Origin of the sequence: Siphonobacter sp., from assembly GCF_048595215.1 — a bacterium.
Lineage (GTDB): Bacteria > Bacteroidota > Bacteroidia > Cytophagales > Spirosomataceae > Siphonobacter.
The window spans coordinates 1-26,608 of record NZ_JBMDWJ010000277.1; the positions used below are offsets into that span (position 1 = coordinate 1).

The 26,608-nt window shown below is 48.1% G+C and carries 26 protein-coding genes; 11 read left to right on the forward strand and 15 right to left on the reverse strand.

Annotation, left to right across the window (positions count from 1 at the left end; genetic code table 11):
- The 5 genes from ccsA (ACOJTG_RS17305) to ACOJTG_RS17325 all read right to left on the reverse strand — a co-directional run.
- The coding region (ccsA, locus tag ACOJTG_RS17305; protein ID WP_420154974.1) for a cytochrome c biogenesis protein CcsA at positions 1–1,965 on the reverse strand (1,965 nt) is incomplete at its 3' end.
- A 68-nt stretch (positions 1,966–2,033) separates the two neighbouring features.
- Positions 2,034–2,453 carry a cytochrome c maturation protein CcmE gene (locus ACOJTG_RS17310; RefSeq protein ID WP_094811342.1) on the reverse strand — a complete coding sequence of 140 codons (420 nt, stop codon included), beginning with the start codon at positions 2,451–2,453 and terminating at the stop codon, positions 2,034–2,036.
- Between the two features lie 51 nt (positions 2,454–2,504).
- A complete protein-coding gene (locus ACOJTG_RS17315) occupies positions 2,505–2,714 on the reverse strand; it encodes a CcmD family protein (protein ID WP_094811378.1) in 210 nt (69 codons plus the stop codon).
- A gap of 122 nt (positions 2,715–2,836) precedes the next feature.
- On the reverse strand, positions 2,837–3,472 hold the full coding sequence (gene ccsA / locus ACOJTG_RS17320) for a cytochrome c biogenesis protein CcsA (RefSeq protein WP_420154975.1): 636 nt from the start codon (positions 3,470–3,472) through the stop codon (positions 2,837–2,839).
- A 60-nt stretch (positions 3,473–3,532) separates the two neighbouring features.
- Positions 3,533–4,195: a heme exporter protein CcmB gene (locus ACOJTG_RS17325; RefSeq protein WP_420154976.1), complete on the reverse strand. Its 663-nt coding sequence runs from the start codon at positions 4,193–4,195 to the stop codon at positions 3,533–3,535.
- A 308-nt stretch (positions 4,196–4,503) separates the two neighbouring features.
- Here ACOJTG_RS17325 and ACOJTG_RS17330 point away from each other — a divergent pair, with 308 nt between their 5' ends.
- Both ACOJTG_RS17330 and feoB read left to right on the forward strand, forming a co-directional pair.
- On the forward strand, positions 4,504–4,728 hold the full coding sequence (locus tag ACOJTG_RS17330; protein ID WP_094811348.1) for a FeoA family protein: 225 nt from the start codon (positions 4,504–4,506) through the stop codon (positions 4,726–4,728).
- A 28-nt stretch (positions 4,729–4,756) separates the two neighbouring features.
- Positions 4,757–6,868, forward strand: a complete 2,112-nt coding sequence (gene feoB, locus ACOJTG_RS17335) for a ferrous iron transport protein B (RefSeq protein WP_420154977.1) — start codon at positions 4,757–4,759, stop codon at positions 6,866–6,868.
- 529 nt (positions 6,869–7,397) lie between these two features.
- Here the strand turns inward: feoB and ACOJTG_RS17340 are convergent.
- From ACOJTG_RS17340 to ACOJTG_RS17365, 6 genes are all read right to left on the reverse strand, one after another.
- Positions 7,398–8,585 carry an acyltransferase family protein gene (locus ACOJTG_RS17340; RefSeq protein ID WP_420154978.1) on the reverse strand — a complete coding sequence of 396 codons (1,188 nt, stop codon included), beginning with the start codon at positions 8,583–8,585 and terminating at the stop codon, positions 7,398–7,400.
- Between the two features lie 72 nt (positions 8,586–8,657).
- Positions 8,658–9,275 carry an IMPACT family protein gene (locus tag ACOJTG_RS17345; protein ID WP_420154979.1) on the reverse strand — a complete coding sequence of 206 codons (618 nt, stop codon included), beginning with the start codon at positions 9,273–9,275 and terminating at the stop codon, positions 8,658–8,660.
- Positions 9,276–9,281: 6 nt separating this feature from the next.
- Positions 9,282–9,611, reverse strand: a complete 330-nt coding sequence (locus tag ACOJTG_RS17350) for an L-rhamnose mutarotase (RefSeq protein WP_420154980.1) — start codon at positions 9,609–9,611, stop codon at positions 9,282–9,284.
- A 16-nt stretch (positions 9,612–9,627) separates the two neighbouring features.
- A complete protein-coding gene (locus ACOJTG_RS17355) occupies positions 9,628–10,797 on the reverse strand; it encodes a 1-deoxy-D-xylulose-5-phosphate reductoisomerase (RefSeq protein WP_420154981.1) in 1,170 nt (389 codons plus the stop codon).
- A gap of 38 nt (positions 10,798–10,835) precedes the next feature.
- On the reverse strand, positions 10,836–12,335 hold the full coding sequence (locus ACOJTG_RS17360; RefSeq protein ID WP_420154982.1) for a GH3 auxin-responsive promoter family protein: 1,500 nt from the start codon (positions 12,333–12,335) through the stop codon (positions 10,836–10,838).
- 56 nt (positions 12,336–12,391) lie between these two features.
- Positions 12,392–12,697, reverse strand: a complete 306-nt coding sequence (locus ACOJTG_RS17365; protein WP_420154983.1) for a thioredoxin family protein — start codon at positions 12,695–12,697, stop codon at positions 12,392–12,394.
- Positions 12,698–13,311: 614 nt separating this feature from the next.
- On the opposite strand from ACOJTG_RS17365, the gene ACOJTG_RS17370 reads away from it, so the two are divergent.
- The 8 genes from ACOJTG_RS17370 to ACOJTG_RS17405 all read left to right on the forward strand — a co-directional run bounded on the left by ACOJTG_RS17370 (position 13,312) and on the right by ACOJTG_RS17405 (position 20,072).
- Entirely contained in the window at positions 13,312–14,301 is a 990-nt protein-coding gene (locus ACOJTG_RS17370; protein WP_262509714.1) for a pyruvate dehydrogenase complex E1 component subunit beta, read from the forward strand.
- Between the two features lie 197 nt (positions 14,302–14,498).
- Positions 14,499–15,359, forward strand: a complete 861-nt coding sequence (locus ACOJTG_RS17375; RefSeq protein WP_420154984.1) for an STAS domain-containing protein — start codon at positions 14,499–14,501, stop codon at positions 15,357–15,359.
- A 3-nt stretch (positions 15,360–15,362) separates the two neighbouring features.
- Positions 15,363–15,761, forward strand: coding sequence for an STAS domain-containing protein (locus ACOJTG_RS17380; RefSeq protein ID WP_104710189.1), 399 nt, complete (start codon positions 15,363–15,365; stop codon positions 15,759–15,761).
- Entirely contained in the window at positions 15,745–16,155 is a 411-nt protein-coding gene (locus ACOJTG_RS17385; protein ID WP_420154985.1) for an anti-sigma regulatory factor, read from the forward strand. The genes ACOJTG_RS17380 and ACOJTG_RS17385 overlap by 17 nt, the downstream gene beginning before the upstream one ends.
- Positions 16,148–17,149, forward strand: coding sequence for an ATP-binding SpoIIE family protein phosphatase (locus ACOJTG_RS17390; protein ID WP_420154986.1), 1,002 nt, complete (start codon positions 16,148–16,150; stop codon positions 17,147–17,149). The genes ACOJTG_RS17385 and ACOJTG_RS17390 overlap by 8 nt, the downstream gene beginning before the upstream one ends.
- A gap of 5 nt (positions 17,150–17,154) precedes the next feature.
- Positions 17,155–18,816, forward strand: coding sequence for a sensor histidine kinase (locus tag ACOJTG_RS17395; protein WP_420154987.1), 1,662 nt, complete (start codon positions 17,155–17,157; stop codon positions 18,814–18,816).
- A gap of 155 nt (positions 18,817–18,971) precedes the next feature.
- Positions 18,972–19,691, forward strand: coding sequence for a tetratricopeptide repeat protein (locus tag ACOJTG_RS17400; protein ID WP_094811374.1), 720 nt, complete (start codon positions 18,972–18,974; stop codon positions 19,689–19,691).
- 18 nt (positions 19,692–19,709) lie between these two features.
- On the forward strand, positions 19,710–20,072 hold the full coding sequence (locus ACOJTG_RS17405; protein ID WP_420154988.1) for a transmembrane 220 family protein: 363 nt from the start codon (positions 19,710–19,712) through the stop codon (positions 20,070–20,072).
- Between the two features lie 34 nt (positions 20,073–20,106).
- Here ACOJTG_RS17405 and ACOJTG_RS17410 read toward each other — a convergent pair whose 3' ends face one another.
- Both ACOJTG_RS17410 and ACOJTG_RS17415 read right to left on the reverse strand, forming a co-directional pair.
- Positions 20,107–21,618, reverse strand: a complete 1,512-nt coding sequence (locus ACOJTG_RS17410) for an acetyl-CoA hydrolase/transferase family protein (protein ID WP_420154989.1) — start codon at positions 21,616–21,618, stop codon at positions 20,107–20,109.
- A 259-nt stretch (positions 21,619–21,877) separates the two neighbouring features.
- Positions 21,878–22,594, reverse strand: coding sequence for a 3-keto-disaccharide hydrolase (locus ACOJTG_RS17415; protein ID WP_420154990.1), 717 nt, complete (start codon positions 22,592–22,594; stop codon positions 21,878–21,880).
- A 561-nt stretch (positions 22,595–23,155) separates the two neighbouring features.
- Here ACOJTG_RS17415 and ACOJTG_RS17420 point away from each other — a divergent pair.
- Positions 23,156–24,157 carry a glycosyltransferase family 9 protein gene (locus ACOJTG_RS17420; protein WP_420154991.1) on the forward strand — a complete coding sequence of 334 codons (1,002 nt, stop codon included), beginning with the start codon at positions 23,156–23,158 and terminating at the stop codon, positions 24,155–24,157.
- 71 nt (positions 24,158–24,228) lie between these two features.
- Here the strand turns inward: ACOJTG_RS17420 and ACOJTG_RS17425 are convergent, their stop codons facing one another.
- Positions 24,229–25,284 (reverse strand): sugar phosphate isomerase/epimerase family protein, encoded by a 1,056-nt coding sequence (locus tag ACOJTG_RS17425; RefSeq protein WP_104710171.1) that lies wholly within the window; start codon positions 25,282–25,284, stop codon positions 24,229–24,231.
- 74 nt (positions 25,285–25,358) lie between these two features.
- Positions 25,359–26,504: a Gfo/Idh/MocA family protein gene (locus tag ACOJTG_RS17430; RefSeq protein WP_094812575.1), complete on the reverse strand. Its 1,146-nt coding sequence runs from the start codon at positions 26,502–26,504 to the stop codon at positions 25,359–25,361.
- Positions 26,505–26,608: the final 104 nt, after the last annotated feature.

Below are 26,608 nucleotides of genomic sequence, written 5' to 3' on the forward strand. Positions count from 1 at the left end.
ATCGCCTTTCTTATGGTACGTTTTCCCATCCTTCACAATATCTTGTTTTGCTACGGCGTGGAAATCGTTCTCAATCAGCTCCACGGAAGCTTTGGGTAGATAACCGGGTACGTCGCGAGCTTCAATAAATTGTCCTTTGTACGTCACTAAGTACTTATCCAGTTGTTGCGGCTGATTCATCCAGAGTAACTGGTTTTCTACGTTTTCTTTCGTATCAACTTCCTTACTATTGAAGATGATCAAACCTGATTTATTCTGGGATACGATCTTTGAATAACCCGAAGAGAACAAAATACCAACCAGCATCAGAGCTACGCCAATGTGTGATACGGCTCCACCCGAAAGCTGCCATTTGCCCTTCAGAACCGTCAGTATAGTCGAGAAGTTGATCACCAGCGAGAATACCGCCGCCAGTAATAAGACGATGTATACCCAGTTCCAAGCTCCCATCTGCATCGCAACGAGTAGAATGGCCGTCAGCATCAGCGTAATCATCAGGGGTGTTGAGAATACCTCCCAAGGTCCCAGATTGAAGCTCATACCTCGGGTCACGAGTACCTCGTTTTCAACCGCGGCGGCCTTCTGTTCCGTTTTCACTTTACCCCACCAGAAGTACTGACCGATGGCGTTCAGAATAACGATAACCACGAAGAACCAAAGCTGGAAATCCGTATAGTGCTTCACCTGATCAGCAGGCAGAGCTAAATTTGATTTGATTCCGAAGTTGGCGACCAGGGCATTATACACGGGAATGGACGTCGTCGCAATGACCTGAAACGCGGCCAGACAGATCACCGTAGCCCCACAGAAAATCCAGAATTCACGGCTATACGTAGAGATTTCCTTATCAGAACTCGGTATATCCTTCCAACGCCAGGCCAGTAAGGCAATGGCCCCCACCGTAAACGTCAACAGGTAAATCAATAACTGACCCGAAAGTCCTAAATCCGTAAAGGAGTGAACCGAGGCATTTCCCAGAATACCACTCCGCGTCATAAACGTCGCATACAGAATCAGGATAAACTGGGCTATAATCAGAATGCTGGAAATCTTAAGCGTACTCTTGTTAGTCTGATAAATGATCAAGGTGTGCAGAGCTGCCACCAGTACCAGCCAGGGTACATAGATGCCATTTTCCACGGGATCCCAGTTCCAGTAACCGCCAAAGTTCAGCGTTTCGTAGGCCCAGATGGCTCCCATCATGATACCCACGCCTAAAATCAGGGAACCCAAAGCCGTCCAGGGCAAAGCCGGTTTGATCCAGCTTTTATACTCTCTTCGCCATAATCCGGCGATACAGAAGGCAAACGGAACCAGCGTCAGGGCATATCCCAGGAACAAAGTCGGCGGGTGAATCACCATCCAGGGGTTCTGAAGCAGGGGATTCAAGCCGTTGCCATCTTCCGGAATAAAATTGGGTTTCAAGGCCCAAACCGGCCATTCGGGGTGAGCTTCGCGTAAAAGAAGGAAGGGTGATGAACCAATTTTCATCTCCAGTCCCGGAATGACTACACCCAGAATCATGGAACAAAGGAAGGCCTGTACCAGACCGAATACGGCCATGGTTGGGGCTTCAAAGCGTACTTTCCCTTCGTTTTTGCTTTTACCGAAATACGCAATCAGCGTCATGCCAATCATCGCCAGCCAGAAAATCCAGAGTAGAAAACTTCCCTCCTGATCCTGCCAGAAACTGGATATCACGTAATAAGCCGGCAACGAACGCGAGGAGTTATCCCAGGCGTAGTGGTACTCATAGTAGTGGTTATAGATGATCCAGTACAGACTGACGACCACCGTCACTACGGCTACTGCATGGGCATAGAAGGAGTAGCGGGCAAACCGCTGCCAGGAGCTGGCCTCCAGGGTATCCTGGGAAGCTTTTACGTAGGCAAACGTTGCTACCAACGCCGTGATAAACGAAGTCAGAATGGCTAAGTGGCCCGTATTTCCAATCCAGTAATGCATAAATGTTAGGATAGAATGCGTGAATGAGTGCCTAAAAAAACGATGGATTCCTACAGGCACTCACCAATTTATTTCATCGCCGTTGGGGCTTTGGCATCGTTGTATTTGGAGGGGCATTTCAACAATACCTGATCGCAGGCAAAGACACCGTTTTGCATCCGACCCACGACCACTACTTTCTCGGACTTTTCAATATCCTGGGGTTTGGGTTCGTGGTAAATAACGGTACGCTCTACACCCAGATCATCCACCAGCGAGAACGTCAGCAGGTTCGCATTTACGGCTGGATTGTACTCCATATCCAGAATTTTACCGGAAGGATCTTTTTTCAGATTACCTACCACGTGTACTTTACTTTCGTTGCCTTCCTTAGCCATGGATTCGGCTTTGGCGAAATCAACGTACGTACTGGCATCGCCAGCGGTAGAGAGAAGAATGAAAATAGCCGCAGCAATCACGGCAATACCTAAGAGGTGTATTTTTTTCATTTGTTTGCTCGAAAGGATAACGTTGCGGTTTGCAAGCAATGAGAGGTACGACTAATGTTTAATCTCTTTCTCCAGACGGGAAAGCTTCCGATCCAGGTTCAGCAGGTACAGAATCAACCCGATGAGTACGACTGCAATCACGGCCACTACCACGAAGATTTTTCCGTTGGAACGCATGGTATCGGCCATTTCAACATCCTGCTGAGCAAAAAGGTTGCCCGACAAGAGGCTTAACAATAAAAATAATCCTGCTTTTTTCATGAATGAGGGGGGCATTAGATCACGCATTCTGTCTTGGGGTAATGCATGCAATTCCAGATAACCCATTAACTTTTTAACGGTACAAAATGAGTTCAAATCACTGGTACCTACAATGACTTTGCTTACTTATTTTCTACAATTTCGTTCAGACGACGGTAGCGAATCCGCAGGGACGAAATCCAGTACCCAAGCAGGATCATCCCGATCACGGCCGGGTAAAAGACCAGCTTCATTTTATGATCGGAATCGTAAATCTTGAAACCGGGGTTACTACCATTGCCGGGATGGAGTGAATTAGAAGCCAGTCGCGGCAGAATGATCGTCAGCGGAATAAAGGCAGCAAAGGCAAAAATGTTGTAAACCGCCGAAATCCGGGCCCGTTGTTGTTCGTCACGGAAAGAGCCCCGTAACACCCAATACGCCAGGTAAATCAGCATGGCAATTTCGGTGGAAAGCAACTTCGGGTCCTGCGGTAGCGGACTACCCCAGGTATAATTTCCCCAGATGGCTCCCGTAATGAAACCCAAGATTCCAAAGATCAATCCCGTATTGGCCAGCTCCACCGACTGAATATCATCGTCGATCGCCCCTTTCCGCAGGTACTTGATGGCATACCAGACCGACAGGACCAGCAGCAGAATCATCGCAAACCACAGCGGTACGTGAAAATAAAGGTTACGGGCGGTTTCGTAAAGAATCGGCTGGTGCGGAATGGGCAGCAGCAGACCTCCCGTATACACGTAAAAAAGCAATAACATACAAAGGTACTTCCACCAGGCCATCGTGATCCGTCAATGATTAGAATACTAAAACATTACTCAGCTTTTCCAGATAAACGGAAACAGTATCAGGGACAGTACCCAGACAATGCCGTTTAGTGCCAATAAGGTGAGTATTTCATCGCTGCTGGAACCCCAGTCGAGCCCATCGAGGGCATTCTTGGAGAGCTTCAGCAACATCAGTAACATGGGAAGGATTATGGGAAAACTCAACACGGACATCAGCGTTGGCGAATTCTCGGCTTTGCTGGCAATACCGGCCACCATCGTTAGCGTTCCGGCAAACCCCAAAGCTCCGAGTACAATCGCCACCAGATACATCCCGACATCCCCTACCGGGTTCCCCATCACAAACGCATAAATGCCGAAGCCCAGTACGGACAAACCCAGCATCAGCACCGTATTGTAAATCATCTTGGAAAGGATGATTCCGACCGGACTCGCCAGCGTGTAGTAGTAGAGCAGTCGTCCGGCCCGTTCCTGCGTAAAGCTCTTGGCAATGGCACTCACGGCGGTAAACAACTGAATGATCCAGAAGAGGGTATTCCAGGTAATCGGTTCCAGCCGATTGGACTTCAAACGAAAGCTGAGGTAGCACACAAAAATAGTACTCACCAAATATAACAACATCCCGTTAAGGGCGTTTCGTTGCCTCCATTCAAGACGTATTTCTTTCGCTATCAGAGCGTTAACTTCCCGCATACTGGTTTCACTCGTTCAGCCAAAAGGATTGGCAAATGCCTCCGGTTTCAGCCGCCTTTTACCTTCCTGTACTTTCCCGCAAAGGTACGGTACAATTCGGCTGGTTGGTTGTATTTTTTATAAAACTGTCGGGATTGTTGGCCTTGTTTGGCAGGAAGCATTGCCTTTCGATCAGTAGGGTCTGACTTTACTCCAAAATGAAGCGAATGTGAAAAAATCTGATTCGGGTTGGGAACTATTTTCTATTTTTGACACTCGTTTAGAATGAATCCAAATAGTAGTACAGTTTTCGGAAGGAAGTAAAAACTATGTCGCAACGGAATTTATCCCAGCTACGAATCGGTGAAAAAGGAATCATTGCCGGGTTTAAAGATACGATTCTGGCTTTGAAACTGTTGGAGATGGGATGCCTGCCCGGTACGGAAATCCGGCTGACGGCCATTGCTCCCTTGGGCGATCCGATTTGTCTGCAGGTCGGCGATTATATTCTTTCACTGCGGCTTGATGAAGCTGCGGTCGTGGAATTACAGTAACTCTTTCCCGAGCTTTGATTAGTAAGTAATGGCAGATACCCCCATCATTGCGTTAGTCGGCAATCCGAACTGCGGCAAAACTACCCTTTTCAATGCCTTAACCGGCCTCCGGCAAAAAACCGGAAACTTTCCGGGCGTAACCGTTGATCGGAAAGCAGGCCTGACGCGTCTGGATAAAAACACCGACGCTACGGTGGTCGATCTACCCGGTACGTATAGTTTGTACCCAAAGTCGCTCGATGAACAGGTCGTATTGGATGTACTGGCCAACCCTTCCAGCAAAGATTATCCCGATGTAGTCGTAGTGGTAGCCGACGCCTCTAACTTGAAGCGTAACCTGCTTTTGTTCAGTCAGGTGGCCGATCTGGGCTTTCATACCATCCTGGCTTTGAACATGGTGGACGTGGCGGAAGCTCACGGATTGACGCTCGATCCGGAACTTTTATCGACTCGTCTGGGTGTTCCGGTCGTGCTCATTAACGCGAAATCAGCCGAAGGACTGGATAACCTTAAGTTTACCATCAAGGGCGAATTGCTCGAACACGCGGAACGGCCCAAGCCTACCATGCAATTCGAGAGTGTGTCCAAGGGCTTTCTGGAAGAAGTCAAAGAAAAATTCGGTGTCAACAACAGCTATCTAGCCATGCTGATGGCTGGACAGGCTGAAAAATTACGCTTTCTTACGCTGGAACACCGCTCTCAATTACAGGACATTACCCAGCGACACAGCTTTCAGCATACGGATTTCCAGGCGAAAGAAACGGTCGATCGGTACGCTCTATTGGGTAAGATCGCCGATGCCGCCGTTCGTAAAAAAGACGGTGAACTTCAGGAAACGTTCACCACCAAGCTGGATAAAATCTTACTGCATCCCGTCTGGGGATACGCGGTCTTTTTCGGTATTCTATTTCTAATTTTTCAATCCATCTTTTCGCTGGCCGAATACCCGATGGACTGGATTGATACCGGCATGGCATCCCTCAATGAATGGGTAAAATCCGTGCTGCCCGACGGTATGCTCACCAGCCTGCTTACGGACGGATTACTGGCCGGGATTGGCGGGGTGGTCGTGTTCATTCCACAAATCGCCTTTCTGTTCGTATTTATTTCCTTATTGGAAGAATCCGGCTACATGGCTCGCGTGATGGTGTTGATGGACAAGCTCATGCGAAGTGTCGGCTTGAACGGACGAAGCGTAGTACCGTTGATTTCGAGCGTAGCTTGTGCCGTACCCGCCATCATGGGTACGCGGACCATTCAGAGCTGGAAAGATCGGCTCATCACGATCATGGTAACGCCCCTGATGAGTTGCTCGGCCCGTCTGCCCATCTTTACCATCATGATTGGCTTAGTAGTACCGGATCGAACCATTCTGGGTATTTTCAACCTACAAGGTTTTGCTTTGATGGCCCTGTACCTGCTCGGGTTTGTCTCGGCGTTGCTGTCAGCCTGGGTGATGAAAAAGATTCTGAAGGTAAAAGAACGGAGCTTCTTTATCATGGAAATGCCCGTCTTTCAGTTACCTCGTCTCGATCACGTGGCTCTATCGGTTTACAATGCTGTGAAAGCCTTCGTTTTGGAGGCTGGTAAAGTAATCGTTGCCATTTCCATTGTACTCTGGGTACTGGCCAGTTATGGTCCGGGCGACTCCTTTGAGAAAGCCGAAGAAAAGGTAAAGACTGAAAACCCAACGTTGTCGGAGCAGGAGCTGAACAACGCCGTCTCGTCAGCCCAGCTCGAAGCTTCGTACGCGGGCCGTTTCGGTCACTGGATCGAGCCGGTGATTCGCCCCTTGGGTTACGACTGGAAAATTGGTATTGCGTTACTGACCTCCTTTGCCGCCCGGGAAGTATTCGTTGGAACGATGTCAACGATTTATAGTCTGGGCGGTGATGACGATACCAACACAGTGAAAGATAAAATGCGTACGGAGATTAATCCCGAAACGGGCGAACCTCGCTTTACGCCGGCAGTAGCCTTTTCGCTGTTGATTTTTTACGTATTTGCCATGATGTGCATCAGTACACTGGCCACTACCTACCGCGAAACGAAGTCCTGGTTTTACCCCGCGGTTCAGTTTGCGTACATGACGGGTATTGCTTACGTAGCAGCTTGGCTTACCTATCAAGCTTTGCAATAGCTCTAAAAAGGGAAAAGTGGTCAGTTATCACTGGCCACTTCTCAAAAAAACCTAACGCTTGGAAAAGTATCTAGAGCACTTCAATCGTGACTCATCTTTTCCTTTACGACTGGAAGCATGCTTCTCCGGTATTCCTTTCTTCTATTGCTTTACTCTCAGGAGTCGAAATAACAAGTACTCAAACCTAATCTCTTGTGTATTTCGTGATCAATACGAAGGGGTTCCAGTATTCATTCCATCTTAAACTATTTTACTTCTTCGATGGAGTGACGAGATCGCCTTATTTAAACTTTTTGAAATTCCTCAGGGATTTTCTCAGTTAAATAAGTGCTTCGTTTTTCGTTTTATCACATTCGGTTTACGGATATAAAAAGTAAAAGAGTTATGCCAAACACTTAGTGCATTTTATTTTTTACCAATTTACTGACATTCAAGTCATTATATCAAAAACAAGAAAGAAACACCAGGGCTTATTCGCCTCAGCATGTGGATTATTTTCTCAAAATAGGTACTTTTTTTCTCAGTATAGTTATATGTTATTAGAATTCTTAGTCTTCCTATGAAAGAAAAAGCGGCCATTGATCTTGGTAGCTAATCGCGTCCCTGGTTGTTCGATGTATCGATAGGATAGAAAGCTGATGGCGATTAAAAGAACACTTGCTCCTGTAACAACTAGCCAGAACTCGATTACACTGAGCTGCGGAGCCTTCTCTTCCCCGATGACAAACATAAAAACAGTGTACAGCACAATCCCGTGTAACAGATAAATACTGTAGGTAACCTGCCCTAACAGCCGGGAAGTAGTGGCTTTGAGTATACCCCAAAGCGAGTTGCCCGCCGCAATACTCGTAAAAACAATCGTTGTACACACAATTTCCATGCTGTCGTTGCCTTTGAATGGATACACCAAAAGCGTTAGACAAATCAGGATTAGGAAAGAGGCTGGTTGGCTTGAGGACAGAGCGACCAGCCGGGGAATACGGATCAAATAGACGGCCAACCCTCCCGCTAGAAAGGTCAGTAAGTAATAGTTAAAAATGAGGTTATTATAGAAGATAGAAACGACAATCCCGAGTAGTATAAAAAATAAAACGGGGTGTATTCTCGTACGATAAAAAACAACGCCGATGAGCGGTAAAGAAAAGTAAAACAACCACTCGTATACCAATGACCAAGTAACACCCGCAGTGATTAAAAAGGTATTTTCTACACCATTGATGTTGGGAATACCATAGATCGAAAAACCGAGCCACTGTAAAATTTCTGTAGCAATTAAGGAGGGACTTTCGCGTAATGTAAAGTCAGACCTAACGGCAACGATGCCTACCATTACGGCCATTGTAAACGCATATAGCGGGGCTAATCTAAAGAATCGGGAAACGAAAAAGGCCGGCCAATGAATTGGTTTTTCCCGGGATTCACTGAGCTTAAGAAAGAATAAAAAGCCCGTAATCATGAAGAACACGACGACGCTGATCTTCCCAAGCTGAATATATAAATCGGAATCCGGTACGGCCCATTTTCCAGTATGCAGATACACGTACCAGAATGTGGCATGATGTAAAAAGACAAAGAAGGCCAGATAACCTCTTAATCCTTCGATGGTTACGTATTTTACTTGGGCAGGAACTAAAACGGAAGATCGCTGGATAAACAATAGGATTCCCAGCACAATCCCCAAAGAAGATAAGGCAAAAATACTGTTAAAGGGGGACACGGTCGTATAAAGTCAGGTAGATTACTCCTTCAAATATACTTTAAAAATAAATAGCTGTACTTTACTTAAAGGTTAAACGGTAGCAATCCACCTTACGCTTACGCCACTCGTTTTCTCCAACTTTCCAACCATCGTCTCTACCAGTGCTTTCCGAACCATAAACTCCAAACTACACTGATTATCGAATTGCTGATTCAAAATGCGTACGTTGTCATCTTTCATGACCTTCATGACATCGTTCATTTGCAGATAATCGAAGTCAATGCGATATACTTCATTGACCGTTTTCTCGACCAGTGTAGCCTCATGAATGGCCTCCTGTGTAGCCTGTTTGTAGGCGTTAATTAAGCCCGGTACACCCAATAGCGTACCGCCGAAATAACGAACCACCACTACTAAAATATTGGTCAGATTATTCGATAAAAGCGTATTCAGAATGGGCTTCCCCGCCGATCCGGAAGGTTCCCCATCATCATTGACGCGAAAGACCGTCCGGTCTGGACTCAACCGATAGGCCCAGCAATAATGGCGGGCTTTGGGATGTAGCTCCCGCAATTCAGCTATGTACTGTTTAACTTCCTCTTCGTTTGCCAACGGGTAGGCGTAACCGATGAATTTACTGCCTTTGTCCTTGAACAGGCCTTCCGCCGGAGCCTCTATGGTTTGATACGTATCGTCTGCTTCGGTCATCAACACTTATAATGCAAATATTTTTTTCATCAGTACCCATTTTTCACCGGGTTGGGCGGAGGGAATGGCCTGCTGGTATTTCCACATCAGTTGTTCCCATTCCTGTACTTTCGGATTGGCGGCGTCGGCGGCAGCTTTCGCTTCAAAGGAAAATTGATCCGTCACTTCCATAATCATGAACAGGCGATTACCCGTCCGGTAAATTTCCATGGCCGATACTTCCTGCCCGAGGATACTCTCCTTAATTTCCGGCCAGATGGTTTCGTGGTATTGTTCGTATTCAGCAATCAAAGCGGGATCGTCTACCAGGTCAAGGGCCAGGGCGTAGCGTTTCATTCAACAATACAGTTAATTAGTATAGAGAGTGTGATTTTAGTAATTCAGCCGCTAAACGACGCGTTTCCGTATCCGTCTGCACGTAATCTTCGTAGCTGGGATTCGCCTGATACGACACCTTTTCCAGGCACTCGCCAATCAGATCCGACATTTCCAGAAACCCAATCCGATCGTTCAGAAACTCGGCTACCGCTACTTCATTGGCCGCATTCAGAATACAGCAGGCATTCCCCCCCCGTTCGAGAGCGGCGTAAGCCAGGGCCAGATTGCGGAAGGTCTTGGCATCCGGTTGTTCAAAACTGAGGGTCGGATAATCCATGAAGTTGAAGCGGGGAAAATCCGAAGGCATCCGGTTGGGATAGCCCAGGGCAAACTGAATAGGCAACCGCATATCGGGCAAACCCATCTGAGCCTTCATGGAACCGTCTTCGAACTGAACGAGGGAATGAATGATGCTTTGCGGATGCACGACTACCTCGATCTGCGGAGCTTCGAGGCCAAACAGCCACTTCGCTTCAATGACTTCCAGGCCTTTGTTCATCAGACTGGCGGAGTCGATCGTAATCTTGGCTCCCATCACCCAGTTGGGGTGTTTCAGAGCCTGAGCTTTGGTAACGGTTTTCAGAAACTCCCGGTCCTTTCCGCGAAAAGGTCCACCCGAAGCGGTCAGAATGATCTTCTCGATGGGGTTATGAAACTCCCCAACCAGACACTGAAAAATGGCCGAATGCTCGGAATCGACGGGGTAAATATTGACGCCTTTTTTCCGGGCGGCTTCCGTAACCAACTCCCCCGCCACGACCAGTGTTTCTTTATTCGCCAAAGCGATGGACTTCCCGGCTTCGATGGCTTTCAGCGTGGGTAACAAGCCGGCGTATCCTACCATGGACGTCAGTACTAGATCAATACTTTCCATCTGTACCACGCTGGCCAGGGCCTGAATCCCGCAGTAGACTTTTATATCCAGTGATTCCAGGGCAGACTGAACTGTTGGAAAAAGGTCTTCATTCCCAATTACCACGACATTCGGCTTGAACTCAGCCGCCTGTTCAATGAGTAAGGATGCGTTATTCTGGGCGGATAAAACTTCTACCTGAAAAGCTTCCGGGTGACTCCGCACGACGTCCAGGGCCTGCGTACCAATGGAGCCAGTTGAGCCCAGAATGGCAATATTCCGTTTTTGCATACGAATGGGTACTCTTTAAAAAGGGGGCTTTACTAGATTTATATTAATTGCTTGAGCTGATCCGCAACCATGCGGTCATTCGCCAGACGGGGTACTTTATTCTGTCCACCCAACTTGCCCTGGCTTTTCATAAACTCAATAAAGGCTCCCCGACGTAAGGACGTCAATTGAAGACGCTGTAGAATACTTCCGCTGATTAGATCGTCGTAATAGACATTGAGTTTGGTCAGGTTAGTATCGAGATCCTGGCGGAACTGCTCCAGATCATGCGGTGGATTAGCAAACTCAATCAGCCACTCGTGGTACGGCAAACCGCCTTCGGGAGGGGCTACCTGCGGAGCTACCGTAAATTCGACCACTTGCGTTTCGGGCTGACGACTCACGGCGTAGGCCATCGCTTTTTCAACTTCCTCACCAATCACGTGCTCGCCAAATGCTGAAATGAAGTGTTTGATCCGTCCCGTCACGATAATCCGATACGGATCTTTCGAAACGAACTTCACCGTATCCCCAATGTTATACCCCCAAAGGCCGGCGTTGGTATTCATGATGACGGCGTAGTTCTTGCCTACTTCCACTTCGCCAATGCTCAGGCGACGGGGGTTCTCCGTGAAAAATTCCTCCACCGGTATAAACTCATAGAAAATACCCTGATTTAGTAACATCAGTAAACCCGGATTCACCTGACTATCCTGATAGGCAATGAAGCCTTCCGAAGCCGGGTACGTCTCAATGGAATCGATTTTCTTACCGATGGAATCGTAAAGTTTCGCCCGGTACGGCTCGAAATTGACGCCGCCGTACACAAAGAGCTGAAAGTCCGGAAACACATCCTTGATTTTCTTACCCGTACGGGCTTGAATCCGATCAAAGTACATCTGCACCCAGGGCGGAATGCCCGAGATGAGTGACATGGGCTGGTGAATGGTCTCGTCAATGATCCGGTCGAGCTTGGTTTCCCAGTCGTCAATACAATTGGTTTCCCAGCTGGGCAGCTGATTCGTCCGCAAATAACCCGGAACGTGGTGATTAGAAATACCAGAAAGGCGACCCACGTGAATCCCATGTTTGATCGTCATCTCCGGACTTCCCGAGAGAAAGATGAGTTTTTTATCCAAAAACTCCGAGCGTCCTGTTTCGTGGATGTAGCTTAACAGAGCATCCCGAGCACCATTGATGTGAAAACCAATGGATTCTTTAGATAAGGGTATGTATTTGATTCCCGACGTAGTACCCGAAGTTTTAGCAAAGTACAGGGGCTTGCCCGGCCAGAGAATATCCGGCTCGCCGTGGGTTACTTTCTCTACGTAAGGTTTCAGAGCTTCGTAGTCCCGAATGGGTACAGCCTGCTGAAAGTCAGCGTGGGAGTGAATGTCTTTAAAAAAGTGATTCCGCCCAAACTCGGTGTTCCGGGCGGAATCCAGTAATTTATTTAACCAAAACTGCTGCGTTTCAGCGGGTTTACGTTCCCACTGACGACGCTTTGATATAACCCAGGCCGCGACGGGCTTTGCTAAAACTGACCGAATGGGTACCATGTACTAGACAATTGCTCTGTCCGCAAAAGTACGTAAACTTTGGGTTGTTCGACCAGTTAGGCGTGATTCCCTACCAAACGAGATTCTACCTGATCCATCGTCTGGGCATCGGCACATCCTTCATGCCGCCAGATTTCCCGACCCTTCCGCAAGCCCAACACCGTTGGGTTCGAGCGAATTTTATACCGCTTAAATAATTCATCTTCTGTGCCACAAGCTACTCGCAGCAAACGAGCGTCTTTAGGGTGCTGACTCACGAAGCTTTCCAGCACTCGTTCAGCCTGGCTTACCGAGGGGCTGTATTGTTGAAAAATCAACATCAGCACGCACTCTTCGCTCTGGAGAAATTCTTCCAAAGTCATAACGTTCCGGATTAAAATGATTGAACTATGAAACTTGAAATGGCCAATAATTCAGTCGACAGTCCTAATCAGCTCATTGGCTTTTCCAGCTTTAATTCTGGATCCAACTCACTGACTACGAAGTCTAACTCTTCTGCGTATTCGTGAGACCGAATACGCAACGTTGGCAAGACCTGATCAACAGAAACTTACCGAGGCACTCAAAGGGTCGAACGGCGGCTCGTTCATCCCGTTTTCAGTTCAATGGAGGGGGGTAATTTGTTTCAAGTCACCGCATCGCCCGGTTAGAAAAGCTTAGCCGACTTAAAAACGTAAGCATAAAATTCTACCAAAATCTCTTCTCAAAGTAACAAAAAAAAATCAAAATTGTCAATGTTTAATATTACTTTATAATGCAATAGTTATATTTTAAAAAAATTTATTTTACCGACCTCCCTTTTTATTCCCTATTTTTTAGTCGTAAGACTGCTTTTCCCAGAAATTTAGACGGGACTCCCAGTAAAAGTTTAACGATAAATGGGGAATCATGGGGCAGAAACCTTGTCAATTGCTGATCCATTCCTAATTTTGAAGGTCTTTACGAAGACATTCAAGCTGGACATACGACAGAAACTCTGAACATGAGAGAATTACAATTTCGGGAGGCTCTCCGCGAAGCCATGAGCGAGGAAATGCGACGTGATCCCCGCGTTTTTTTGATGGGCGAAGAAGTTGCTGAATACAATGGTGCGTACAAGGTATCTCAAGGGATGCTTGACGAATTCGGACCGGAACGCGTAATCGATACACCCATTGCCGAGTTAGGCTTTGCCGGTATCGGCGTAGGGGCGGCGGCCAATGGCCTGCGTCCGATCATTGAGTTCATGACGTTTAACTTTTCGCTGGTAGCCATTGATCAGGTGATCAACTCGGCAGCCAAGATTTACGAAATGTCTGGCGGTCAGTACAATGCTCCGATCGTATTCCGTGGTCCTACCGGTAACGCCGGTCAGCTGGCAGCCCAGCACTCGTCGAACTTCGAGAGCTGGTACGCCAATACGCCGGGTCTGAAAGTGGTGATTCCTTCCAATCCTGCGGATGCCAAAGGGTTGTTGAAGTCGGCTATTCGTGACAATGATCCGGTCATTTTCATGGAATCGGAGCAGATGTACGGCGACAAAGGCCAGGTACCCGATGGCGAATATCTGATCCCCATTGGCGTAGCCGACGTGAAACGGGAAGGAACCGACGTAACCATCGTCAGCTTTGGTAAAGTGATCCCCCGGATCGTGATGCCAGCCATCGAAGAATTACAGAAAGAAGGTATTTCCGTGGAACTGATTGACCTTCGTTCGGTTCGTCCGATCGATTACGGCACTTTAGTGAAATCGATCAAGAAAACCAACCGTTGCGTCGTCGTCGAAGAAGCGGCTCCGCTGGCTTCCATTTCGGCCGAAGTAGCTTATCACCTGCAACGCTACGCGTTCGATTACCTCGACGCTCCCGTTGCCCGCGTAACGAGCCGCGACGTTCCCCTGCCCTACGCTCCTACGCTGATTGAAGAAGTTCTTCCTAACGCAAAGCGAGTCGTTTCAGCAGTGAAATCAGTACTCTACCGTAACTAGTACCGATACATCATTAGTAGATAAAACCCCGTTTTCGTTAGCGAAGCGGGGTTTTTTAGTTGAATACTTTGCTCTTCATCCGCAATCGACCAAAGTTTACTTAACTTACGCTTCCGGCATCCCGATTTATTTCAAAACCTAAAAGGCTCTGCAACGGTTGTCTTCTTTACACCCTTAAATTCAGAATTTTGAACATTATGAAAGCAAGTACTATTAAAATGCTCCAGTCGCAAAAGGAGCAAATAATAGAGCTATGGATGGAAAATCAGATGGAAGATCCCACGTTACGGGAAGATCTGATGTCCAACGAAGATTTACGTGTGCAATCCATCGAATTGATTGACGCGTTACTGCATACCCTTACCGAAGCCAATAGTACACAAGTTGAATCCCAGGACTTTGAGCCCGTCTTTGAAATTCTGGCGGGTATTTCATTATCCCGGGCTCGTCAGGGCTATACGCCCCGCGAAACGGCGGTATTCATCTTTAGTCTGAAGGACGCCATCTTTTCCGTTTTACGGACGAATATTACTGATTTGGCACTTCTTAATCAGGAATTACTCGAAGTTAGCAAGCTCATCGACAGCCTGGGAATCGTTACGTTCGAAACGTTTATTCAAGGACGGGAAGAAGTCATTCTTCGTCAGACGGATGAAATTGCTGAAATCTCAACCCCTATCATTCGGGTTTGGGATGGCATCATTGCTCTGCCAATCATCGGTACCCTCGACAGTGCCCGCACGCAGATTGTGATGGAAAACCTGCTCGTTGAAATTGTCAATTCCGAAAGCAGCATTGCTATTCTGGATATATCTGGCGTTCCGGCAGTCGACTCACTGGTCGCTCAACATTTAATAAAAACCGTTAGTGCTACGCGTCTGATGGGAGCTGAGTGTATTATTAGTGGTATTCGTCCCGAAATTGCCCAGACCATTGTACACCTCGGTATTGATCTTTCTTCCATCATTACCAAAGCCACGCTGGCTAGTGCCCTGCGGCAGGCCTTTACGATGTTACAACTGGAAGTGATCAAAGTTAGAAAGGATAAAAAAGCGTAAGGAATGGACCGTATTCCGATTCTCAAAATGGGCCAGTTTCTACTGGTGACCATTCAGATTGATTTGTACGATCGGATTGCCTTGAATCTGGAAACGGACTTGGTACAGATGATTCATAAAACCGGAGCTCGGGGGGTACTGATTGATATCTCAGCAGTATCGATCGTGGATTCGTTCATGGGCCGAATTTTGGGTAACATCGCTACCATGTCGAAAATTCTGGATGCCGAAACCGTTGTCGTGGGCATGCAGCCAGCCGTGGCGATTACGCTGGTTGAACTGGGTTTGCCACTCAATGGCGTGTTTACGGCCCTGAATGTGGAGCGAGGAATGATTTTATTGCAATCGCGGCTGGCTTCCGATCCGGACGAAGAGGAAGACGAAGATGATAACCCTGAATAGAGATCGCCTCTTCATACAGAAAGATCAGGATGTCGTGATTTTACGAAACCGGGTAAAAGAATACGCTACCAAAATCGGCATGGGTCTGGTCAATCAAACAAAACTGATTACTGGAACCAGCGAGCTGGTACGCAACATGCTACGCTACGCTAAGGGCGGAGAAGTACTCATTGAAGTCATCAGTCGTGGCCGCGAAAACGGCATACGGCTCACTTTTAGCGATCGTGGTCCCGGCATTGCTGATCTTAATAAAGCTATGCAGGACGGCTTTTCCACGGGCAGAAGCCTAGGATTGGGCCTTCCGGGTACGAAACGGCTCATGAGTGAATTCTCGATTAAAAGTGCAATTGGAGAAGGAACGACCGTGACCGTTATTAAATGGAAGAATGGATAATCATCGAAGTTTTGCGGCTACAGATCGAAGTTATCTGGCTCTTCTGAAACGGGAAATTCACAGTATGGCTAATCAGCTGGAATTTCCTACGCATCGGCTAGCGGAAATTGATCTGATCGTAGCCGAATTGGCCTCTAATCTCATCAAACACGCTACTGGGGGCGAAATTCTGGTCCGATCCTTCAACGAAGCGAATCAAAGTGGTATTGAACTCATCAGTATCGATCAGGGCCCCGGCATTGCTGACCCGACCCGAATGCTAGAAGATGGCATGTCCACGACCCAGACTCTGGGCCACGGTCTGGGTTCGATTAAACGTCTTTCGGATACCTTTCAGATTTATTCCCAGCCGGACTGGGGTACCATTATTCTGTCTCGCATTTACAAGGTAGTTCCACCGCGTCGACTATCCAGGTTGGACATCCGTTCGATTGTCGTACCTAAACCCGGGGAAACGCAAAGCGGCGATGGCTTTTTTGCAAAAATCGCTCCGGAGCAGGTAAAGCTTTTTCTCGGTGATGGTCTCGGCCACGGTCCGGAGGCTGCTCTGGCCGTTCAAACCGCCATTGAAGCCCTAAAAACCAGTACAGAAGCTCGCCCTTCGGAGCTGATCCGACTCTTACACCGGGCGGTAAAGAAAACCCGCGGCCTGGTAGGTACGCTAGCCTTCTTTGATGCCAAGACTCGTACCTGGCAATTGTGCGGCGTTGGTAATATTTCGACTACGCTGAAAGGAGCTAATTTCTCTAAAAGACATTTTTCGTATAATGGCATCATTGGGATGAATATCCCAACGTCCCTGAACGAACAGAGCCTGGTAATGGAAGCCGGACAATACCTGATTTTATGTTCGGACGGCATTCGCTCCCGCTGGGAAACCTATAAATATCCTAACATTACCAAGTACGATTTATCTATTCTGGCTGCTGCCTTGTACAAAGATTACGCCCGTAAGACGGACGATATGTCGATAGTAGTCTGCCGTTTCAATTAATGATTATGCACGAGATAGCCAAAGTCACGCTGGACACCGAAATGGATCTCATCCTGGCCCACAAGCATACCATGAAACTGGCGGAGCTGACGGGTATGTCCCTGGCCTCTCAAACGACATTTGCTACAGCCGTCTCAGAAGTTTCTAGAACGGCCATTGATCGGGGCATGGGTGCTTCGCTGATTCTGGGTCTAGATAACCCGAAAGCTCAGGAATGGAACCTAGTAGCCTTACTGAATGATCGGCCCGAGCACGGCCTGGACGAACATCAATTCGGCTTACACTATGCCCAAAAATTGGTGGATTCGTTTCAGGTCAATACCACAAGTGAGAATACCCAGATTACCCTGTATTTCCGGATTTTCCCGTCTAACCGGATTACGGAGGTAAAAATCAATCAGTGGAAGTCCCTCTTTCAGAATGAACTGGCCCTGTCGCCGTACGAGGAAATCAAGCGTAAAAACCGACAGCTGCACGCCCTGGCGGATCGCCTCAAGGAAAGCGAAAACCGCTACCGTACCCTGACGGATTCGCTCCCACTGCTTATCTGTACCGTCAATCCGCAGGGCAAGTTACTATACGCGAATGAACGGCTGGTCACGTATACGGGCATGACCATCCAAATGATCAATGACCGACACTGGCAAGGACTTTTTCACGCAGAAGACCCCGCCGCTCAATCTGCTTTTTGGATGGATGTTTTGAAAAAACTCCAGCCTTTTCAGTTTGAAGTACGTATTCCCGAAGCCCAAACGCAGCAGTACCGCTGGCACATGGCTTCTTTTGCTCCGATGTTTGATGAGAAGAAAATGCTGACGCACTGGTCAGGTTTTTTCGTGGATATACACGCTCAGAAAACCATCGAAAAGACGCTACAGGCCAACGAAGCTCTGAAGCATACCCAGCAGAAACTCGAAGAATACCAGCAGGAACTGGAATCAAAAGTAATTGAGCTGAACCGCAGTAACGAAGAATTGGCTCAGTTTGCGTACGTGGCTTCGCACGATTTGCAGGAACCCTTACGCAAAATTCAGTCGTTTAGTACTATGCTTCGCGTTCACCATGCGGCAGATTTGAAACCCGACGTGACCAGCCTGCTTGAACGGATGCACAGTTCCGCCGAACGGATGCACGGCCTCATCAAAGACCTGCTTACTTACTCGCGACTAAATACCCAACCGCAGCCTTTTCAAGTAGTATCGCTAACGGAAGTTTTTACCGATGTACTGGAAGACTTGGATTCAGTGATCCAGTCCAGCAATGCCCAAATTGATCTGGGTCCTTTACCGCCGGTGGCGGGTAATAGTCAGCAACTGCACCAACTGTTTCAGAATCTCGTTTCCAATGCCCTGAAATTCGTTCCGGAAGACCGTACGCCACAGATTCGTATTTACGCCCACACGCCCGAGCATTTACCGTCGAAGGTACTTTACGACAATCGTTGCGTGTGTATCACCGTAGAAGACAACGGCATTGGTTTCGATGAGCAATACAAAGACCGGATTTTCCAGCTCTTTCAACGCCTGCATACCCGTAGTGAATACGTCGGTACAGGGATTGGATTAACCATTTGCAAAAAAGTAGCGGAATTACACGGGGGCACCATTGAAGTAAAAAGCGTGCCTGGAAAAGGATCGACCTTTAGCGTATATCTATGCAAAGGCTAGTAAGGGCAAAAAAAAATGGCAAACCACGAACCGCTACAACCGCCTACCCTTGCTTCGGTCAAGACCTGGGGGATTCAGCAGGAGCTGGCCTGATTTGCCGCTGCAAAGATGGTTTTATTTTGTGCCGAAGTCAAGTCTCAGCGTAACTTTGCAGGATGAAAAAGTTTCGTACGCTTCCGGTATCCGCTCTATTACTAGGCCTATCTCTCTGGCTGTCAAGCTGTAATTCTTCGAATAAACATTTAGAAGAAGGCCGAAAATTATTGGGCGAAAATAAAATAAACGAGGCTATTACTGCCCTAAATGAGGCCGTATCAGCCGATGCAGACAACGCACAGGCTCTAAATGCCCGGGGCGTGGCTTACTACCAGCTCAAAGATTACTCCAATGCACTGCTCGATTACGAACAGGCCATGAAGGCCGATTCATCGCTGTATCTCCCCTATTTTAATCGGGCTAAACTCCGGATTGCCCAGAATGATTTTGAGTCGGCAATCAAGGATTTTAGTAAAGCGGCAACGCTGGCTCCTGATTCCGCCGAAATTTATCTCAATCGTGGTTTTGTATACGCCGAGCTAAAGCTTCCCCAGAAAGCCACGCCCGACTTCGACAAAGCAGTACAGCTAGCTCCCAAAAACGCGGAAACTTATTTCGTTCGGGGGAATCTGTACCTGGAACAGAAAAACTACCCCTCGGCCATCCGTGATTACGAGCAGGCGGTTGGTCTACGTTCCGATTTTCCGAAAGCCTTCTACAATATGGGATTGGCCCAGAATCTGGTGGGTAATCGGGAAGCGGCCTGTCTGAGCTTTCAGCAAGCTAAAAAACTAGGGTATGCCGAAGCGGCCGATGCCGTTGCAACGTTCTGTAAATAGCTCTTTTTCTGATTTCCGATGAAATACCTGGCTTTACTACTGGTTCCCGTTTTCGTGCTGTTTGCTGGCTGGCAATACAACGACCCCGATCCCCTGCTCTGGGGCACCATTTATCTCATTGCGGCGTATGCCGCTTTTCGAGCTTTTCAGGGAAAGTTCAACCGCGAAATGCTCCTAGTTTTACTGATCTGGTCGGCGGCCTGGGCCATTAGCTCCTGGTCGCAGATGACGGCTTGGGAAGGGTTCTTTTCCGAAGGAGAAGGGCTGACGATGAAAACGCCCAATCAGGAATTAGCCCGCGAAGCTTGCGGATTAGGGATTGTAGCCGTGGCATACTTGCTTTTTTTAGGAATGAGCTTTTCACAAAAGCGTTCCTATTGAACGAAAAGGGGAGCTGATCGGCTCCCCTTTTTCGTTAGTAACTCCACTCCGTCACCGATTTTTTCATGCTACCAGTAGCCGCCAGTCGCGAATGCCAGCTAAAGGCTTCTTCCAGCACGTGCGGCGTATGTCCGCCCCGCTGACAGGCCCGCTCGTAGTACGACTGCAATTCGTCGCGGTAGTCCGGATGTACGCAATTGGCAATAATCACTTTCGCCCGCTCCCGAGGGGCCAGTCCGCGTAAATCAGCGAGTCCCTGATCCGTTACCAGAATATCAACGTCATGCTCGGTATGATCCACGTGCGAAGCCATCGGTACCACGTGTGAAATGGCATTTTCCTTCGAGGCAGCCTGCGTCACAAAAATGCTCAGGAAGGCATTGCGGGCAAAATCGCCGGAACCGCCAATCCCATTCATCATGTGCGTACCACTCAAATGCGTAGAGTTGACGTTTCCGTAGATGTCAAACTCGATGGCCGTATTGATGCCAATCACGCCCATGCGACGAATGACTTCGGGGGCGTTACTGATATTCTGCGGCCGGAGGACGACTTTATCGCGGTACAGGTTCAGGTTATTCATAATCCGGTGATACCATTCTTCCGAAACCGTAATGGACGACGCGGAAGCGTAGGTCATCTTGCCCGCATCAATCAATTCGAAGGTACTGTCCTGCAATACCTCCGAGTACATGGTCAGGTTTTCGTAATCACTCTTCAAAAATCCGGACATTACGGCATTAGCCACTTTTCCGATACCCGCCTGCAAGGGTAAAAGCGACTTCTTGAGCCGTCCCTGCTTGACTTCATTTTTAAAGAAATCCAGTAAGTACTCGGCAATGGCCGTCGTCTTCACATCGGGTGGTACCACCGTCGCCGGACTATCCGGAATGTTGGTGATGACAATCGCTACGATTTTCTCGGGATCAACGGGAATGGAGGTACGACCGATTCGGGAAGAAGGCGAGGTAATCGGAATAATGGAACGTTCAGGATAGCCTCCCGTTAGAAATATGTCGTGAAGCCCCGATAAGCCCAGTGGCATCGAAAGATTTACTTCCACGATTACCTGCTGAGCCAGAGCCGCAAAGTGAGCCGAGTTCCCCACGGATGTGGTAGGCACCAAACTTCCATCTTCCTCAATCTTAGTTACTTCAATCACGGCAATGTCTACCGGTGGCAGGTGTTTGTTCTGGAGTTGTTCAACGGTTTCGTAGAGGTGATGGTCAATGAACATGACTTCCCCCGCATTAATACTCTTCCGCAATACCGGATCCACCTGGAAAGGCATCCGTCGGCTAAGTACGTGGCTGGTTGTTAGAGCCGCATCGGTATTGTGGCCCAGCGAAGCTCCCGTGAGTAAGGTAATATGCAGAGGTTCAGCCTGAGCCCGACTGGCCAAAGCGGGCAGTACGGCCTTGCTATCACCGGCTTTAGTAAAACCGCTCGATCCTACGACCATCTGGTCTTTAATGAGGGCGGCTGCCTGATCGGCTGTTACTATTTTATCGATGAGTTCCCGGCGTAAGATTCGGTCCTGATACATAATTCTTGAATGGTTTTCTGAGCACATTCAAGGTATGGCCTGAATGCACTAAATCATTAACAAAACAAGGGTACGCCTGCTTTACTTGCACTGACTTTTGTGAGTTGGCGAGCGTACAGTAATCAGTTTCCATAAAAAAACACGCCCATTGTGCGAGCGTGTTTTGTATTCGTAAGCCTGGACCGTCAGCGAAAGGATTTCTCCATTGGTTGGAGTATTCCACTCAGACCGATGATTGGATTCGGCAGACATCCCATTTCTAGTGTTTGATTTCGCGAATCTTGATGTTACGGAACCACACGGTATCGCCGTGGTCTTGCAAACTAAAACGTCCCGTAGCGGCTTTGGCGAAATCGGGCATAGACTTGAACTTTGACTTAGCGACCATTTCCGCAAACTGAGGTGTGCTCATGTCCGTTTCCACCACTTTCACGTCATTTTGATAGATCGTGAATTTGCCCTGATCCAGTACTACCCGCATGGAATTCCACTGTCCGGCGGGATTCGCATTCTGGGGTTGAGCCGGAATCAGATCGTACAGACTACCCGCCCGGTGGTTTTCGAGCTTGCTGTCGGAATGCCGCTCATTGTCGATCACCTGAATTTCGGGCCCCGTCAGCCAGGGGTAGCGGTACTTCTTGCTTTCCACGACATGAAACATTACCCCACTGTTGCCATTTTCAGCAATCTTGGAATCGTACTTTAATTCAAAATCGGTGAATTCAGCGTCCGTTACAATATCTCCGGCAATTGCTCCGGATTTGCGAGCCTCGGCATCCAGCTTCAGGGCTCCATCTTCCACTTTCCAGGCAGTACCCACACCCTGACTGTTATACGTATGCCAGCCGTTGGTTGTTTTTCCGTCAAAAAGTAATTTAAACCCTGTTTTTTTTTCTGCTTTGGAAAGCTTGTTGGGAGATTGGGCAAGACAAGCAACGGTCATCAGCGACAGAATGCCAATTAATGTCTTCTTCATGAATCTGAGGTTAACTAGTTGAAATGCAATGGTTTGCTTACCGACCACTGAAAGAAAGATGCGTATACTCCTCTCCGCCCGCGTCGATGCCGGACAAAGCTAGTGGCAAAAACGCGATTGCCTGCCGGGAAAGCGACATTTTCTTCGGTACGAACGGAGTTTGTTTCTTATCTAAAAAGCCCTTTACGCCTTGAAATCCAATCGTTTACTACCTACACGCATGCGTACTTGCAATTACTCCCCCTTCCGACCATAAGGCCATTTTATTCGACGTACGTTTTTTTCGTCTCAGTATTTTCGAAAATGGTCTTCTTATCCAAAGAATCCCTACTTCCTAAAGTAGAAACGTACGACTAATCCTCTTCAAGGGCTATCTTTACAGGCGTTTTAATGACCTCTCTATTTTCTATTAAAATTCTTTAATTGGAACCAGATGGAGGGGGGAATGTTTACGTTTGTATTCCGCAATCAACGCATCCAAGTCCCGTATTATCCCTAGCGGGCAGTAATTTCGTGGTTCTGATCCTCCGATGCGTGATGTATTAACTCTTTGATTACCGTATGCCATCGTCTAAAAATAATCTTCATAACAAGCATGTTTTAATTTGTCGTACCGATGCCGTGGGAGATATGGTTTTGGCGATGCCGGTTTGTGGTTTAATCAAGGAATACTTTCCAACCTGTAAAATTTCCGTTTTAGGACGTACGTATACCCGAGACATCGCTCAGGCTAGTCAGCACATTGATGGTTTTGTCAATTTTGATGACTGGCAGGGGAAAAGTGTGGAAGAAATTAATACGATGCTGGCCGCCGAAAAGATTGATGTAGCCATTCACCTGAAGGATTTAAGTACGGTGGCTTGGCAACTGAAACGAGCCGGGATCAAGAAACGAATCGGTACCACCAACCGGGTGTATCACTGGTTTACCTGTAATACGCTCGTACCACTCAGCCGGAAAAACTCCGGTTTACACGAGGCTCAGTTAAACGTAAAATTGCTCCAGGGCCTCAATATTAAACGGGACCTTTCCTGGAATGAAGTTTCGGATTATTACGGCCTCAGTCGGTTTCAACCGCTCAATCCTACGTTTGAAGCCCTGCTATCGCCCAATAAATTTAATCTGATTATTCATCCCAAATCGCACAAAAACAGTAAGGAATGGAGTCTGGACAATTACTCGAAACTCGTTCACCGGATTGACCAGAATCGCTTCAAAGTCTTTATCAGTGGCTCACAAAAAGAGCACGAAGAACTCCTGCCCTGGGTACAGCAGCACGAAGGCCTGATTACCGACATTAGTGGAAAACTTCCCTTGAGTCAGTTCATTACCTTCATCAGCAAAGCCGACGGTCTCATTGCCTGTAGTACGGGTCCCGTACACATTGCGGCGGCGGCGGGTATCTTTACCCTGGGTCTGTACACGGATATTAAAACCAAGGACGCGGGTCGCTGGGGTCCGGTCGGAAAAAAAGCCGAGTCGCTAACGGCCGTTAATGCCGACATGGAAACGATTACGGTAGACGATATTCTAAATAAAATAAACGCCTGGCAGAAGCCTTAGGCATTCCCTAAAAAAAGAGTCCGGATACTGAATCCGGACTCTTTTTTTATACCCTTGATCTGCCGTTTGGTTTACGACAAACCCAGTACTTTTTTATTGAACGCATCATCCGAACCCGTACCAGCGAAATCGTCAAAAGCCCGCTCGGTTACGCGAATGATATGGCTTTCAATGAAGGGGGCTCCTTCAGCGGCTCCCTGCTCGGGATGCTTGATGGCACACTCCCACTCCAGTACAGCCCAGCCATCGTAATCGTACTGAGCCATTTTACTGAAGATGCCACTGAAATCCACCTGTCCATCACCGAGTGAACGGAAGCGTCCGGCCCGATCTACCCAACCTTGGTAGCCACCGTACACGCCCTGCTTACCCGTAGGATTGAACTCGGCATCTTTCACGTGGAAAGCGTAAATCCGATCGTGGTAGAAATCGATGAATTGCAAGTAATCCAGCTGTTGCAACAGGAAGTGACTCGGATCGTAGTTGATGCCCGCCCGTGGGTGGTTGTTCACTTTTTCAAGGAACATCTCGAAGGAGATACCATCGTGGAGGTCTTCCCCGGGGTGCAGCTCGAAACCCACGTTTACGCCCGCTTCGTCGAAGGCATTCAGAATGGGCGTCCAGCGTTTAGCCAGTTCCGTAAAGGCCATATCCACGAGTCCAGCCGGACGTTGGGGCCAGGGATAGACAAAGGGCCAGAGTAAAGCTCCGGAGAACGTTACGTGCGAGGTTAAACCCAGATTCTGACTGGCTTTCGCCGCCAGAATCATTTGTTCGGTAGCCCAGGCCTGCTGTCCTGCAGGATCGTTGGCCAGCTCAGCCGGACCAAAACCCGAAAACATCGTAGCGTACGAAGGATGTACGGCTACCAGCTGTCCTTGCAGGTGCGTAGACAATTCGGTAATCTCAACGCCAATATCGGCGAGTTTGCCCTTCAACTCATCGCAGTAGGTTTTCGACTCGGCCGCGGTTTTCAGGTCGATCATTCGGGGATCACCACTGGGCAGCTGCAGTCCCTTGTAACCCAAATTCGCCATGTAACGGGCGATACTATCGAGTGAATTAAATGGCTCCGTATCTCCTAAAAACTGAGCCAGGAAGATACCCGGTCCTTTTAGTGTTTTCATAGTAAATTAGTTTTGAGTGAATGAATGATGATAACATGAGTTATGCACTCATATTATCATCATTCTAAAATACTCTACACTTCCACCCAAGCTTGCTTGGTGTTTGATTCGAGGATTTTTTCGCAAATCAGTAACTCGCGGTATCCGTCGGCAAACGTCGGGAAGGTTGGTTTTTCCGGCATTTTACCCGCTTCGATAGCGGCATACACTTCCTTGAACATTTGTTTAGACGTATCGGCGAAACCTTCGTTGTGACCACCGGGGAAGGTGATAATCGAGCGAACGTCGGGGTGTACCAGCGACGGATCCCGCAGGAGTACTTCATTGGCTCCATCGCGTTTGCCAATCCATAACTCGTTAGGAGCTTCGGAATTCCAGGCAAAGGATTTTTTCGATCCGGCGATTTCGAGTTTCAGCTGGTTCTTCCGGCCTGCTGCCACTTGTGATACCGTAATTACGCCGCGGTTTCCATTGTTGAAACGGAGCAGTACGTTAGCGTGGTCTTCCGTCGTGATGGGTACATCGGCGTAATCTTCGGGTTGCAACATTTTGCCCGAGTAGGTTTCTACGGGCTTCAATGGCTTCTTACGCGTTTTGTGAATGATGTTGAAATCAGCGAGTACCGCTACGGTTTTTAGACCGGTGATGTACTCGATGATGTCCATCAAGTGCGAGCCGATGTCGGCAATCGCCCGGCTGTTGCCCGACTTATCGGGTTCCAGACGCCAGCTGTAATCCGTTTCGTAGAATAGCCAGTCCTGGAGGTACGAACCCATGACCGAATACACGTCGCCCAGTTCGCCACTTTCGTGCATGGCTTTCATCTGACGAGCCAGGGGATAATACCGTAGGTTGAAGTGAACGGCATTCACCAGACCCGTCTGAGCCGCCAGTTCTACCAGTTCTTCGGCTTCGTGGAGATCTTTAGCCAACGGTTTTTCGCAAACCACGTGTTTACCCGCCAGCAAGGCAGCTTTTGACTGCGAATAGTGAAGGAAGTTAGGCGTACAGATATGCACGACCTGAATGTCATCCTGCTTCAGCAGTTCATCGAAAGTATACGAACGCTCGATGCCCAACTGAGCAGCTTTCGTAGCGGCGAGTTCAGCGGTTACTTCGCAGAGGGCGGCTACTTCTACATTCGGCAAACGCCGCAACGCCTCAATGTGAGCGGGTCCAATGAAGCCCGTACCAACTACGCCTACTTTAATTTTGGTCATTTTTTGAATTGGTGAAAGTTTAGATTTTTCGCTGACGAATGATGAAGTTTTCATCGATTACCGAAAAATTTCCTGTCAATTGAACGTCAGCATTCGTTAAAAGC